The sequence below is a fragment of the Williamsia sp. R60 genome (genome assembly GCF_054063855.1).
This window is the reverse complement of record NZ_JBSSGR010000001.1, coordinates 533,358-547,672: the sequence shown is the minus strand read 5'-3', so window position 1 is coordinate 547,672 and position 14,315 is coordinate 533,358. Positions and strand designations below refer to the sequence as shown.

The following is a 14,315-nucleotide window of genomic DNA, read 5'->3' as shown; positions in this document are numbered from 1 at the left end:
TGACCAGCTCCTGTCATAGGACGAGCCTAATGGTGCGCGATACTTGCCGGGTGAGTGCACCCATCCCATATCCGTCACGCACCCAGGTGCTTGTGGTCGGCGCAGGTCCCGGCGGCTCGGCCGCGGCGTATGCGGCAGTCCGGGCGGGGTACGAGGTGACTCTGCTCGACTCGGCGGTGTTCCCGCGGGACAAGACGTGCGGCGACGGACTGACGCCTCGCGCCATTGCCGAACTCGATGCCCTCGGCCTCGGCGACGCGTTCTCGGGTCCACGAATTCTCGGACTTGACATGCAGGGTTGGGGCGGCCGTCAACTCGTCCGCTGGCCGTCGAAGTCGGACCATTTCCCCGATTACGGCAGCGCTGTCGCCCGCACCGAACTCGACGACCGGATCCGCGTTCATGCCGTGGAGGCGGGCGCGACGATGGTGTCGGGCACCAAAGCGGTCGGTGCCACGGTCGTCGACGGCAAAGTGACTGCCGTGCAGGTCAATACAGACGACGGTCCCGCGGAGATCAAGGTCGACAAGCTCATCGTCGCCGATGGGGTGCGCTCGGCGTTGGGCAATGCGCTGGGACGGTCGTGGCATCGCACCACCGCTTACGGCGTGGCCGCGCGGGCCTACGTGCAGTCCGAACGCTGCAACGACCCCTGGATGGGGTCGCACCTGGAATTGCGCGGCACCGATTCCGAACTGTTGCCCGGATACGGCTGGGTTTTCCCACTGGGTTCGGAGACCGGGCTGGTCAACATCGGGGTGGGTGCCCTTGCGACGGACAAACGCCCGGCGAGCATGGCGCTGCGCCCAATCATCGAGCACTACACCAACTCTCAGCGTGAGGACTGGCGGCTCAGCGGCGAGCCGATGCGCATCGCCTCGGCGCTGTTGCCGATGGGCGGAGCGGTCAGCAACGTCGCGGGAGCGAATTGGGTATTGATCGGCGATGCGGCCGCCTGCGTCAACCCACTCAACGGCGAGGGCATCGACTACGCGCTGGAGACCGCCCGGCTGGCCGTCGAAGTACTTGACCAGCAAGACCTTTCGGCTCTCTGGCCGGACCTGCTCCGGTCGCGGTACGCGTTGGCATTCTCCGCCGCCCGACGACTCGCTGCCGTCCTGACCGTACCGCGGGTGGTGCCCGTCCTGGGCCGCCCGGGCATCCGCTCGGCAGCGCTGATGTCGATGGTGGTGCGGGTGATGGGAAATCTGATCACCGAGGACGACAGCGACCTGATCGCCCGGGCCTGGCGCGTTGCCGGCATGACCAGCAGCGCACTCGACTCCCGCCCGCCTTTCACCTGACCCGTCCCCCGACCCCGATCTTGGTGGGTTCGGGTGAGTGTTTGCCCAGGTGGGACTCACCCGAACCCACCAATTCCGGGCTAGCGTGGCTTGATGCCTCGGTGGAGAGCGGTGATGCCGAAGGTGAGGTTGCGCCAGCGGACGTGCTCGAAACCTGCGGACTTCATCCGCTGCGCAAGGGCGGCCTGATCGGGCCATTCGCGGATCGACTCCGCAAGGTACACATAGGCATCCGGATTGCTGGACACCTTCCTGGCGACCGAGGGCAGCGCCTTCATCAGGTACTCCATGTAGACCACGCGCATCGGCGCGAACACCGGTGTGGAGAACTCGCAGATCACTACTCGCCCACCGGGTTTGAGAACCCGGAACAGTTCTGCGAACGCCTGGTCGACGTCGTTCACGTTGCGCAGACCGAAGGAGATGGTCGCGGCATCGAAGGACTCGTCTCCGAACGGCAGATGCAACGCATCGGCCCCGACCTTCGGTACCGACCGCCGGGCGCCGGCCTTGAGCATGCCCATGGAGAAATCGGCGGCCACACAGTCCGCACCCGAGCGGGCGAGCTCTTCGGTGGACACCGCGGTACCGGCGGCGAGATCGAGCACCACATCGCCGGGTCCGAGGGCAAGCGCCTTGCGGGTGGCGACCCGCCATCCCCTGTCCTGACCGAACGAGAGCACCGTGTTCGTCAGGTCGTAGCGGCCGGCCACTCCGTCGAACATGGCCGCGACGTCGGCGGGATCCTTGGCCAGCGATGCACGAGACATAACGGCCACCGTACCGGCTGGAGAAGAGTCCCCGTGAAACTCTATGCCGACCGCCGACGCAACAGGTCGTCGCGGCCGAGGACGTCGTCGTAATGCCAGATCAGCTGGTCAGCAATGGCCGACCAGGTGCGTCCGCGCACGCTGCGCCGGGCCGCGGCGCCGAACTCGTCACGGGTCCTCTTGTCCTGCAAGGTCGCGATGGCGTCAACGAGCCGGGGCGAGAAGTCTTCGACGCCGAGCAGGTACCCGGTCCGGCAGTGGGTGATCAGGTCACGCGGACCGCCGGCGTCGGGCCCGATCGCGGGAACACCACTGGCCAGGGCCTCCTGCACCGCCTGGCAGAACGTCTCGTGTTCGCCCGCGTGCACGAAGACGTCGAGGCTGGCGTAGGCGCGGGCGAGGTCGAGACCGCCCAGTTCTCCGGTGAACACCGCGTCGGGCATCAGCTTGCCGAGCCGATCGCGTTCGGGTCCCCCGCCCACGATCACCAGTTGCACGTCCGAACGCCCGGACAGCACCGCGAGGCGCTCGACGTGCTTTTCGGGCGCCAATCTGCCGACGAAACCGACGATCAACTTGCCCTGTGGGCTCCACTTCGACCGCAATGATTCGTCACGTCGGTCGGGATGGAACCGTTCGGCATCAACACCTCTGCCCCACTGGAACACCCGTGGGATCCCGTGATCTCGAAGGGCTTTCACCGACACGGTGGACGGCGCAAGAGTGCGGTCGCAGGCGGTGTGGAGTTTGCGGGTCCAAGCCCAGGCAGCGCGGGTGCCTAGTTTCATCCCGTAGCTCGCCGCAAAGCCCGCGACATCGGTCTGGAACACGGCCACCGACGGCACGTCGAGGCGCCGTGCTGCGGCAGCCCCCGCGGCCCCGACCACAAACGGTGATGCCAGGTGCACCACGTCCGGCTCGAAATCGGCGAGTGCGCGGAACATCGACGGCGCGGGCACACCGACAGGAAGTGAACTGACCTTCGGGACCATCACCGAAGGGATGTAGTGGACAGGAGCGCCGGAGACCTCGTCCGGCCCACGCGACTGCTCGTCGCCCTTGCTCGCCGACCGAGGAAGGGCCGGCGCGATGATCATGGCTTCGTGCCCGGTGTGCTCAAAATGCTCGGCCACCCGCAGCACGGAGTTCACCACGCCGTTCATGTTCGGGAGAAAGCTCTCCGCGACGATTGCGACTCGCACGGTGCCAGTGTGGGCACCGGACCTGTCAGGAGGTCTGCGACGCCGTGACCGGAGGCCGAACCGTAGGTGAACGTCCATTGGCGCGGCGACGGTGTGTTTCGGCCAGCAGCACCATGATCGCCGCGATGGCGAGCCATGAATACACCAGTACCGACAGTGCGGGCAGGATGGACAGACTTGCGTCGCGTCCGGCCACCCGGACCAGCTCGGGGTTGGTCGAGGAGTATTCGATGCTGATCCGCTGCCCCTCGGTCAGTCGTCCGGGATAGAACACCCCGAGCCTGGGACTGCGGAAGATGCCGTCCGGCGTCGAGAAGCTGACGGTGGCCTTGGTGGGGCTGGCGCTGACCACATCGGCCACGGCGGTGGCCTTGTCGTCGTCGATCAGCGCATCGTCGCGATACGAACCGGCGACCATCACGGCCATCATGATGGTCACCAGGACCCCGACCGTGAGTAGTCCGATCTGTACTCGGCGCAGCACGGTAGCGGACATGCAGGCCACAATAGCGACCCCCGCCGCCTGCCCACCGAACCGTGTGACCGCCGGCTCATCAGGGCAACAATGTTGTTCATCCAACATTGAGCCCGAGTTACCCGTAATATCCCGGGACCAGTGGCCGCTGCGCTGAAACCCTCGGGCGTTGGTTGCGGTCGCTCAGTCTCGTTGATTGGACCTTTCATGGCCGACCTCAAACCCTATTTCGACGACGTCCAAGCTCATTACGATCTGTCGGACGACTTCTTCGCACTGTTCCTCGATCCGACGCGGACGTACAGCTGCGCCTACTTCGAGCAGGACGACTACACGCTGGAGCAGGCTCAGCGAGCGAAAGTCGATCTGGCACTGGGCAAATGCGACCTCCAGCCGGGCATGCGCCTGCTCGACATCGGTTGCGGATGGGGCGCCACGGTGATGCGGGCAGTGGAGGGGTACGGCGTCGACGCGGTGGGACTCACGTTGTCGCAGAATCAATTCGAGTATGTTGAAGGGCTCATCGACGACCGCGGTTGGCCCTCGGAACGGGCTTCGGTGCGTTTGCAGGGATGGGAAGAGTTCAACGAACCGGTCGACCGCATCGTCAGCATCGGCGCGTTCGAACACTTCCGCAAGGAACGGTACGACGCGTTCTTCGAGAAGTCGTTCTCACTCCTGCCCTCGGGCGGTCGAATGTTGTTGCACACCATCGTCGGTCACAATCGGCACGACATCCGAGACAAGGGTCTGCCGATCGACCGCAAGCTCCTCGAGTTCACGCGGTTCATCACCCGGGAGATCTTCCCGGGTGGGCAACTGCCGGAACCGAAGTGGGTTGTCGAGGGCGCCGAACGTGTCGGGTACACGGTCGACCGGGTGCACCCACTCCAGCTGCACTACGCACGAACACTCGACCTCTGGTCGGCCGCGTTGGAGCGCCGACATGACGAAGCGGTCGAGATCGCCTCGCAGGAAACGTTCGACACGTACATGAAGTACCTCACCGGGTGCGCAGAGCTGTTCCGGCAGGGCTACGTCGACGTCATGCAGTTCACCCTGCTCAAGCCGTGATCCACCACCCGCGAACCGAAAGGGCCCGATCGGTCTAGAGGCGCGCCTTGATGGCGGCATGCACCGACCGCAGCGACGCGCGGTCGGTGCGTACCTCCACCACGTCGATGCCCTCGCCGGCAGCGCTCAGTGCCGCGGGCAGCTCGGCCGGCGTCACCAGCGAATGCCTCGTACCGAAGCCCGCGCAGACCGACGCCAGGTCGGTGCGGTGTGGAGTACCGAACACCCGCTCGTGCGCGCCGAGGTAGTCGGGCCCGTCGAAGCGGGGGTCGCCCTGCTCGAGCAACCCGAAGATCCCGCCGCCGTCGTCGTTGGCCACCACGATGGTCAGCCGGCCCGGTCGCGGCTCGGCCGGGCCGATCAACAGACCCGTCGCGTCGTGCACGAACGTCAGATCACCCATCAACGCCACGGTGCGCACATCACGGGCCAACGCGGCCCCGATCGCCGTGGAGACGTTGCCGTCGATGCCTGCCACACCCCGGTTGGACAGCACCCGGACGTCTGGTCCCACCCGGCCGGCCAGGGCGACGTCGCGGATCGGGTTCGATGCCCCGACCACGAGCTGCTCACCCGGCGACATCGCGGCACTGACAACCCGGGCCACGTGTAACCCGGTGGGCAGGTCGGTGGCATCGAGGACGGCGTCCACCGCCCCGACCGCTCGTTGATGTGCGGCGGCGCAGTCCTTCAGCCAGTCCTCGTCGGGCTCACCGGTGGTGATGGCTCGCGAACCCGTCGCCAGGACATTGCCGGAGACGTCCGGCCACCGCGGCCCGGTTGTCAGCGCATACACCCTGATCGACGGGTTTGCGAGCAGCGTCGACACCTGGCGGTGCAGGGTGGGCCGGCCGCAGATGATGGCCTGGGTGGGCCTTACCGCGGTGAGAGCCAGCGGATGCAGCGGGTTCTCGGGGGCAGGTGCCGTCGGTTCGGCGACCGTGGGCAACGCTGCGAGTTCGGGACGGTGTCCGGCGCCGTGCCCGGAGACCACCACGGTGGGCTCGCTGAGGTCGATCTCCACCGGTACGTCCAGCTTCCCGACGGCTGTCGCGGTCCACGGCGCGTTGCCGGGTCGGCCGCTGTAGGTGCCGAGGTCGTCGTGCGGTCCGACGCCGGGTTCGGGCACGAGCGGTTCGCGCAACGGGATGTCGAACTGGACGGGGCCCGCGTTGCCGGTGCGGGCTCCGCGCGCCGCGGCCAGCACGCGTCCGACGGCCGAGCGCCACTGACTGTTGGTATCGAGGTTCTGTTCGGCGAGGCCCAGGCTGATGGCGGCACGCACCTGCGTGCCGAAGATCCCGAACTGTTCGATGGTCTGGTTGGCACCCGAGCCGAGGAGTTCATACGGCCTGTTGGCGCTGACCACCACCAGCGGTACACGTGCATAGTTGGCCTCGAACACCGCCGGGCTCATGTTGGCGACCGCGGTACCGCTGGTCATCACGATGGGCACCGGCTGCCCGGAGGCGACAGCCAGACCCAGTGCGAGGTAGCCGGCCGTGCGCTCGTCCACCCGGACGTGGAGCCGCAGTCGGCCCGCTGCGTCGGCGGCGTGCAGGGCGAAGGCGAACGGTGCATTACGTGAACCGGGGCACAGCACCGCCTCGCGTACGCCGCCGCGGATCATCTCGTCGACGATCACTCGGGCCTGCAGAGTCGAGGGATTCATTACTTCAGGCTAACCGCGGTCGGGGCGGCGGTCCCGGCCCGATCGGATGCGCCACACGGCCGGTGCTGTCGGGAGAGCACGGGTAGCGTCGGGGCGGTGATTGGATTACCGAGCTCGGTCACTGCGCTGCTGTTCGATCTCGACGGGGTGCTCACCAGTACCGCAGTCATCCACAGCCAGGCGTGGAAGCAGGCATTCGACACCTTCCTCCAGACCTATCCGGCCGGTGACGCCACCCAGAAGCGGCCGTTCGACCAGAACGATTACCTGCAATACGTGGACGGCCGCTCCCGGGACGATGGCATCACCACGTTCTTGCGGTCACGGAACATAACGTTGCCACCGGGCAGCCCGGACGACGGCCCGCACGACGCCACCGTCGCCGGCATCGGCAACACCAAGAACGCCCTGTTCCTCGAGATCCTCAAAACCACAGGCGCACAGGCGTATCCCGATGCCGTCGCCTATCTGAAAGCAGCCCAGGAGGCACAGTTGGCCATCGCCGTCGTGACGTCGTCGAAGAACGGCGCGGAGATCCTGCGTGCGACGGGGCTCGAGTCCTACGTGCAGGCCCGCGTGGACGGATTGGTGATCGCCGAACAGGGGCTGGCGGGCAAGCCGGCGCCGGACTCGTTTCTCGCCGGGGCGAAGGCGCTCGGCGTGGCCCCCGCTCAGGCGGCCGTCTTCGAGGACGCCGTCTCAGGCGTGCAGGCCGGCCATGCCGGAGCTTTCGGTCATGTGGTGGGCGTCGACCGCACCGACGGCGACACGCACCGGCACGAACTGAAACAGGCGGGCGCTGATGTGGTTGTCGATGCCCTGACCGAATTGCTGGATCCCCGATGAGCCAGGGCGGCGGCCTGGAGGTCGCGCCGTGGCAGCTGATCTGGCGCGGAACGAAGGCCGACGAGCTCGCACACATCGAGTCGATCTTCGCGCTCTCCAACGGCCACATCGGTTTACGCGCCTGTCTCGAGGAGGCCGAGCCGGTGTTCAATCCCGGCACCTACCTCAACGGCTATTACGAACGGCGCGAATTGCCCTATGCCGAAGCCGGTTACGGCTATCCCGAGGACGGGCAGACCGTGGTCAACGTGACAAACGGGAAGATCATCCGCCTGCTCGTCGAGGACGAGCCGATGGATCTGCGGTACGGCAGCACCCAGGAACACGAGTGGACCCTCGACTTTCGCGCCGGAACCCTGCAGCGGGTCACCGAATGGACCTCGCCCACCGGGCGACGGGTGCGGGTGCGCACCGAACGACTCGTGTCGTTCACCGAGCGTGCGGTCGCGGCCATCCGCTACGAGGTCGAACCCCTCGACCACGACATGGAGCTGGTGCTGCAGTCGGATCTGCTCGCCAACGAGTCGACGCCACAACAGGGTAAGGACCCGCGGGTCTCCGCGGCGCTCGATCGTCCGCTGGTGGCCGACTTTGCCGAAGCGCACGGGCATCGTGCCGTACTCGGGCATCACACCAGGGAGTCCGGGCTGCGTATGGCGGCCGCCATGGACCATGAACTCGACGCCCCGAACTCGGTGAGCTGCGAGGTCCTCAGCGGCGACCTGGCCCGTCTCACGGTCACCGCCAACGTGGAGGTGGGGCACAAGATCACGCTCACCAAATACCTGGCGTATGGCTGGTCCAGTCAGAGGTCCCCGTCTGCTCTGCGGGCCCAGGTCGACGCTGCCCTGGCCACCGCGCTCGACAACGGCTGGGACGAGCTGCTCGCACGCCAGCGCCGGTACCTCGACGACTTCTGGTCCGCCGCCGACGTCAGGATCGACGGCGATGCCGAACTCCAGCAGGCGATCCGGTTTGCCCTCTTCCACGTGCTGCAGGCCGGGGCACGCGGCGAAACCCGGGCGATCCCGGGCAAGGGACTCACCGGTCCCGGCTACGACGGTCACGCGTTCTGGGACACCGAGACGTATGTGCTGCCGGTCCTGACCTACACGGTGCCCGCCGCAGCGGCCGACGCCCTGCGATGGCGGCACTCCACGCTCGACAAGGCCAAGAGCCGCGCCCGCGAACTCGGTCAGGTCGGCGCGATGTTCCCGTGGCGTTCGATCAATGGCGAGGAATGCTCGAGCTATTGGCCGGCAGGCAGTGCTGCCGTGCACGTCAACGCCGACATCGCCTATGCCGTGGCGCAGTACGTCGCGGCGACCGGTGATGTGCAGTTCGAGGTCGACCACGGCCTCGAATTGCTTGTGGAAACCGCTCGTTCGTGGGTGTCGCTCGGACATCACGACCTGCACGGCCACTTCCGAATCGACGGGGTGACCGGGCCCGACGAATACTCTGCGGTCGCAAACAACAATCTATACACGAACCTGATGGCGCAGAAGAACTTTCGCGACGCCGCAGAGGCCTGCACTCGCCATCCCTCGGATGCGCGACAACTCGGGGTGAACGACGAGGAGACGGCGCACTGGAAGGACTGCGCTGCGCGGATGACCGTTCCATACGATTCCTCACTCGAGGTCCATCAGCAGAGTGAGTCCTTCACCAGGCAGGCGCTCTGGGACTTCGACAACACCCCGGCCGACAATTATCCGCTGTTGTTGAACTACCCCTACCAGGATCTGTATCGCAAACAGGTTGTGAAGCAGGCAGATCTGGTACTCGCGATGTACCTGCGGGGCGATGCGTTCACCCCCGAACAGAAGAAGCGGAACTTCGACTACTACGAGTCGCTCACCGTGCGCGACTCGTCGCTGTCAGCCTGCGCACAATCGGTGATCGCGGCCGAGGTCGGCTATCTCGACCTGGCCTTCGACTATCTGGTGGAGGCTGCGCTCACCGATCTGCATGACCTGCACCAGAACTCGTCGAGTGGGCTTCACATCGCCTCACTCGCGGGCACCTGGCTCTGCTGCGTCGCCGGGTTCGGCGGGATGCGCGACCACCACGGGACAATCTCATTCGCGCCGCGATTGCCCTCACGCCTGAACCGGATGGTGTTTCGCTTGGCGGTGGGCACAGGGTGCATTGAAGTCCAGATCGATGCCGATGCGGCCACTTACCAATTGGTGCACGGCGACAAGATGGAACTGGTGCATCACGGCGAGGCATTCGTCTTGAACGATGAGCCGATCACACTGGCCATTCCACCGACCCGCGCCGGAGAGCCTCCGACGCAACCGGTCGGACGCGAGCCGTATCGGAGATCGTCGACGGTCTGACCCGGGCAGCACCACCGGTTGTCACTCCGTCGACGCCGCAACCTTTTCGAGAACCGGCACGCAGAGCATCAGCAGCCCACGTTCGGTGTCGGACAAGTCGTTCACGGCCTCGGCAAGCCACTCGTCGCGTTGCCTGCGGTCGGCTTCGAGCAGTGGCACCGCCGCCTCGGTCAGTTCGACCAACTGCCTGCGGCGGTCCAGGGTGTCGGTACGCCGGGTGATGAGCCCGAGGTCTTCGAGACGGTTCATGCTCAAGGTCAGTGATTGCACTTTCACCTGCGCTCGTTCCGCCAACTCGGCGACCGTGCTCACCCCGTTGCGGTCGAGGTCGCCGAGGAGGGCCACCTGCGTCATCGTGAGTCCGTGGGCGGGCCGATGTCTGCGCGCCTGCCGGGTAACCGCCATCATCGCCTCCCGAAGACGCGTCGCATCCTCGGTATCCAACACTCCTGCCGCCTGGTCAGCTCTGGACATACCAAGATCATACTTGGTTTTCACACTGTTCTTCCTGAGTAGAGATAGAAAAATCGCAAGCGTAAACTTGCAATCGTGATGCGGTGGATCGGATTGATGATGTGCACCGCCGTGGCGAGTGTCGGCCTGTCCGTGGCCGGGGTCCCCTCGGCGGCGCTGTTCGCCGGCCTCGTGGTGGCAGCAATCCTGGCCGTCGTCGGGTGGGCACCGCGGGCCCGTGGCGACAAACCTCCCATGCCCCGGCCGATCGGGCTGGCGGCCCAGGGAGTGCTCGGTGTGTACATCGGCACGTTGATCTCCACCGACACCCTCTCGGGCATCGGCTCGGATTGGCCTGCCGTGCTGTCCATGGCCCTTGCAACACTTGTGCTCTCGGTGGTCGGCGGGGCACTGCTCGGACTGCATCGCAATGTCGATTCGCTGACCGGGTCGCTTGCCCTGGTGGCAGGCGGGGCTTCGGGCCTGGTGGCCCTGGCCAGAGAACTGGGTGGGGACGAGCGCATCGTTGCCGTTGTCCAATATCTTCGCGTCGCGATCATCACGATGTCGATGCCGCTCGTGGCGATCTTCGTGTACGGGAAGTCGGTATCTGGTGGCGGAGGCGAGTTCTCGGAGAATCACGGCAACCCATGGTGGGGTCTACTCGTCCTCGCGGTGTGCATGGTCGTCGGCTATGGGGTCGGCCGAGTCATCCGATTGCCTGCGGCGGGGCTGCTCGGCCCGCTCATCTTGTCGGTCGCCGGAGAATTGCTCGGGATCACCACCGCCGCCGCAATTCCGGTCGTACTGGTGCAGATCGCCTATGCGGTGATCGGTTGGCAGGCCGGGCTCGGTTTCACCAAGTCGGCCCTGGTGGCCATCGCCAGAATCCTGCCGTTCGCCACCGTACTCATCGTTGCGATCGCCGCGGCGTCAGCTGGGCTGGGCGCATTGCTGAGTCTGTGGACGGGCGAGTCGATGTTCGACAGCTACCTCGCCACCACTCCCGGCGGCATCTATGCAGTGCTCGCGACGGCGTCGGCCACCGGCGGAAATCTGGCCTTCATTGTCGCGGCCCAAATGCTTCGGGTACTCATCATGTTGTTCGTCGCGCCGTTTGCTGCGCGCGCGTATCAATGGTTGCTTCGGCGCCGTCATTCTGCCGCCGCATCAGAGGTCGTGTCGGTGTAGTCACACCTAACCGTCCTTGCGGCCCAGGTCACAGCCTATTTGTTTAGCGTTTTGCAACAAGGGTATTCGATCTCATGCGGCTCCCTGGCGCACGAACGGCCAAAACAGCGGGAGACGTGAGTTCGGCCGATCGTCGAAGACATCGACGGGGCATGCCGGGCTGGTACGGGGGCGTAATGGAGCCAAAATGATCATTCTGGGACTGCTTCTGCTGATTCTGGGTCTTGTATTCAGCATCAACATTCTTTACATCGTCGGAGCCATCTTGATCGTGGTCGGGGCTGTGCTCTGGATCCTCGGCGCGACCGGTCGCAAGGTCGGTGGACGAGCGCACTACTACTGACGTCTGCCGCGGCTTCGCCGCCAGACACCACAACTGACGAGACGCGGTTGGCGAGATCTTTCGCCGGCCGCGTCTCGCGTCAGTAAGGTCGGGGTCATGAGTGATCGGGAGTTCGACGTCATCGTTTTCGGGGCCACGGGATTTGTCGGCAAGCTGACTGCCGCCTACCTGGCCGAGCTCGCACCAGCGGGCACCAAGATCGCACTTGCCGGCCGCAGTGAACACAAGTTGGCCCAGGTGCGCTTCGACCTGCCGGCACCGGCGGATACCTGGCCCCTCGTGGTCGCCGACATCAACTCCCCCGCCTCCCTCGATGCGATGGCCGCTCGCACTCGCGTCATCTGCACCACGGTCGGCCCCTACCTCAAGTTCGGCGAGAGCGTGCTGGCCGCTGCCGCCAACGCGGGCACCGATTACGTCGACCTCACCGGCGAGGTGCCCTTCGTACGCCTGTCGATCGACAAGTACGGCGAGCAGGCCGAGGCGAGCGGTGCACGTATCGTGCACTCGTGCGGGTTCGACTCCGTGCCATCGGATCTCGGCGTCTATCTCCTGCACAAGCGCATCACCGCAGACCAGGCTGGCTCGATGGGTGACACCACCATGGTCGTGCGCAGTTTCCGCGGCGGCGTCAGCGGCGGCACGGTGGACTCCATGCGGGTCATCGCCAAAGAAGCCGCAGACCCCGAGACCCGGCGAACGCTGCTCGACCCTCACGCCCTTTCGACGGCCCCGGGTGAGAGAGCAGGCATCAAACGCAGCGCAGAGCCCAGCGACATGGCAATGATCAACGGTTCCAAAGTTGATCCATCCCTCAAGGGAACGCTGGCGCCGTTCTTCATGGCGAGCTACAACACCCGCATCGTCCGTCGATCCAACGCCCTGCTCGACGGCGCCTACGGCGACGACTTCCACTACGGCGAAGCGATGTACGTGGGCGGAATCCCCGGCGTCTCGACCGCTGTTGCCGGTGCCGTCAGCGCCGGGACGGTGGCCTTCCTCGGCGCCATGTCCGTGGGACCGGTACGCAGCGTACTCGACCGGATCCTTCCCAAACCAGGCGAGGGACCGAGTGAAAAGGTCCGCGAGACAGGTCATTTCACCACCGAGACCTACACCACCACCAGTACCGGCAGGCGTTACCGGTCGAGGATGCGAGCCAAAGGCGACCCAGGGTACAAGGCCACAGCTGTCATGCTCGCCGAGAGTGCACTTTCCCTGGCATTGCACCGGGACGTGCTGCCGAATCGGACCGGCGTGCTGACCCCCGCCGCGGCGATCGGCGACGTTCTCATCGACCGCCTCGAGTCGGCCGGTTTCGTCTTGGAGACCGAAGAACTCACCTGACGGCGCAGCTCGTCACGCCCGGCGAAACGTCAGTCCCAACGGGGGCTTGCTCGGCGGACGAGGTCGAGGATGCTGGTGCTGCGCTCGCTGGTGAACTCACCCTCCGGTTCGCTGGGCCCTCCGGGCACCCACGCGATCTGCGGCACCTCGCAGGACATGACGCGGTCGCGACCGCCGGTCTTCGCCGAGTACACGCATTTGTCCGCGGAACGGGTGAGACCGTCGATGACCAGGTCGATGTTCGGCAATCCTTGAGCTGACCGCGTCACAGGGGCGAAGACCGCCCCGACGCTGATGGTCACCAGGCAGTCGCGCGCAACACCTTCGCGCATCCGTTCGGCCGAGCGCACGAGGTCGTCGATGCCGGACACGGCACACATCACCACGAACTCCTCGCCCCCGAACCGACTGGTCAGAGCCGACGGTCCTGCTTGGCGATCGATGGCGGCCGCAGTGTCACGTAACACCGTGTCACCGAATGCATGTCCATGGGTGTCGTTGACGGTCTTGAAATTGTCGACGTCGATCATCATGAAGCCGACAGCGTTTCCACCCTTGGTCACCGTGTCGAGCAGTCCACCGCTGCGTGCGAGCAGCCCGCGCCGATTCAAAAGGTCTGTCAACGGGTCTGTTTCGCTCAGTCGGGCCACCTTGTCCATCGCCAACCTCAGCGACGCCCGCAGCGCAGCCACCATGGACACCGGCACGATGACCGTGATGATCGCCGCGGTGGCCGCTACCAGCAGTGCGGTGGACGACGCCACCTCGACGATTGACGACGTGACCGCAAATGCCACCGCGATCAACGTGAACGCTGCCGTCACCCACCTCGACGACCCCATGGCGGCGATCGCCGGGATCACCGCAAGCAACGACACGATCGCGCGGGCGGCCGCCGGATCGGTCACCACCAGCGACGCCCCGAAGATGCACAGCAGGGCACCCAGACCGATGACCATGAACTCCCGGTCACCCAAACGACCCTGGCGAAGGGTGACCGCGAGGCTCCCGACGGTGAACACCCAGATGACGGCGACGTAGACCATCTGGCCGTCGTTGATGAACGACGGGGCGAAAAAAGCGAACAGGGGCAGCGGGGATACGCCGGCAGTACTCACCAGAACAGCTGTGGACCGAGCGTCAAAACGCCCCCAGAAATGCCTCACGACAAGCGACTACCAGCCTTACGAAACAACGGCGCCCGGTGAGGGCCGTAACTCCAGGAGTGGACAGCGATGCATCCAGAGCGCGCTCCCCGCAGGGCCCCGATGCACAGCCGGATGAACGATTTGC

Annotated in this window: 13 protein-coding genes; 7 read left to right on the top strand and 6 right to left on the bottom strand. The window is 65.7% G+C overall.

The features are described from left to right. The first annotated feature begins 29 nt into the window (after positions 1-29). Positions 30-1,304, top strand: coding sequence for a geranylgeranyl reductase family protein (locus ACVWY6_RS02330; RefSeq protein WP_457535968.1), 1,275 nt, complete (start codon positions 30-32; stop codon positions 1,302-1,304). Positions 1,305-1,384: 80 nt separating this feature from the next. Here ACVWY6_RS02330 and ACVWY6_RS02325 read toward each other — a convergent pair whose 3' ends face one another. From ACVWY6_RS02325 to ACVWY6_RS02315, 3 genes are read right to left on the bottom strand one after another with little or no spacing between them, the layout of a single operon-like run. After that, a complete protein-coding gene (locus tag ACVWY6_RS02325) occupies positions 1,385-2,074 on the bottom strand; it encodes a demethylmenaquinone methyltransferase (protein WP_099383796.1) in 690 nt (229 codons plus the stop codon). 41 nt (positions 2,075-2,115) lie between these two features. After that, positions 2,116-3,276 carry a glycosyltransferase family 4 protein gene (locus ACVWY6_RS02320; protein WP_457535966.1) on the bottom strand — a complete coding sequence of 387 codons (1,161 nt, stop codon included), beginning with the start codon at positions 3,274-3,276 and terminating at the stop codon, positions 2,116-2,118. A gap of 25 nt (positions 3,277-3,301) precedes the next feature. Continuing rightward, positions 3,302-3,772: a DUF3592 domain-containing protein gene (locus ACVWY6_RS02315; protein WP_023962281.1), complete on the bottom strand. Its 471-nt coding sequence runs from the start codon at positions 3,770-3,772 to the stop codon at positions 3,302-3,304. A gap of 186 nt (positions 3,773-3,958) precedes the next feature. Between ACVWY6_RS02315 and ACVWY6_RS02310 the strand changes: the two genes are divergently transcribed. Continuing rightward, entirely contained in the window at positions 3,959-4,825 is an 867-nt protein-coding gene (locus ACVWY6_RS02310) for a cyclopropane mycolic acid synthase family methyltransferase (RefSeq protein ID WP_317711951.1), read from the top strand. A gap of 34 nt (positions 4,826-4,859) precedes the next feature. On the opposite strand, the gene menD is transcribed toward ACVWY6_RS02310, so the two are convergent. Next, positions 4,860-6,497: a 2-succinyl-5-enolpyruvyl-6-hydroxy-3-cyclohexene-1-carboxylic-acid synthase gene (gene menD, locus ACVWY6_RS02305; protein WP_457535965.1), complete on the bottom strand. Its 1,638-nt coding sequence runs from the start codon at positions 6,495-6,497 to the stop codon at positions 4,860-4,862. Between the two features lie 96 nt (positions 6,498-6,593). On the opposite strand from menD, the gene ACVWY6_RS02300 reads away from it, so the two are divergent. Further along, positions 6,594-7,343: an HAD family hydrolase gene (locus ACVWY6_RS02300; RefSeq protein ID WP_457535963.1), complete on the top strand. Its 750-nt coding sequence runs from the start codon at positions 6,594-6,596 to the stop codon at positions 7,341-7,343. Continuing rightward, entirely contained in the window at positions 7,340-9,688 is a 2,349-nt protein-coding gene (locus tag ACVWY6_RS02295) for a glycoside hydrolase family 65 protein (protein ID WP_457535961.1), read from the top strand. Before ACVWY6_RS02300 ends, ACVWY6_RS02295 begins: the two co-directional genes overlap by 4 nt. 21 nt (positions 9,689-9,709) lie before the next feature. On the opposite strand, the gene ACVWY6_RS02290 is transcribed toward ACVWY6_RS02295, so the two are convergent. Next, complete coding sequence (locus tag ACVWY6_RS02290) at positions 9,710-10,162, bottom strand: MarR family winged helix-turn-helix transcriptional regulator (protein WP_457535960.1); 453 nt, start codon at positions 10,160-10,162, stop codon at positions 9,710-9,712. A gap of 75 nt (positions 10,163-10,237) precedes the next feature. Between ACVWY6_RS02290 and ACVWY6_RS02285 the strand changes: the two genes are divergently transcribed. From ACVWY6_RS02285 to ACVWY6_RS02275, 3 genes are all read left to right on the top strand, one after another. After that, positions 10,238-11,332 (top strand): AbrB family transcriptional regulator, encoded by a 1,095-nt coding sequence (locus ACVWY6_RS02285; protein WP_457535958.1) that lies wholly within the window; start codon positions 10,238-10,240, stop codon positions 11,330-11,332. A 187-nt stretch (positions 11,333-11,519) separates the two neighbouring features. Next, on the top strand, positions 11,520-11,675 hold the full coding sequence (locus tag ACVWY6_RS02280) for a DUF6131 family protein (RefSeq protein ID WP_023962269.1): 156 nt from the start codon (positions 11,520-11,522) through the stop codon (positions 11,673-11,675). 96 nt (positions 11,676-11,771) lie between these two features. Continuing rightward, positions 11,772-13,022, top strand: a complete 1,251-nt coding sequence (locus tag ACVWY6_RS02275) for a saccharopine dehydrogenase family protein (RefSeq protein WP_023962267.1) — start codon at positions 11,772-11,774, stop codon at positions 13,020-13,022. A gap of 29 nt (positions 13,023-13,051) precedes the next feature. Here ACVWY6_RS02275 and ACVWY6_RS02270 read toward each other — a convergent pair whose 3' ends face one another. After that, the gene (locus ACVWY6_RS02270) at positions 13,052-14,140 is read right to left on the bottom strand and encodes a GGDEF domain-containing protein (protein WP_457535955.1); all 1,089 of its coding nucleotides are present in this window, start codon (positions 14,138-14,140) and stop codon (positions 13,052-13,054) included. Between the last annotated feature and the right edge of the window lie 175 nt (positions 14,141-14,315).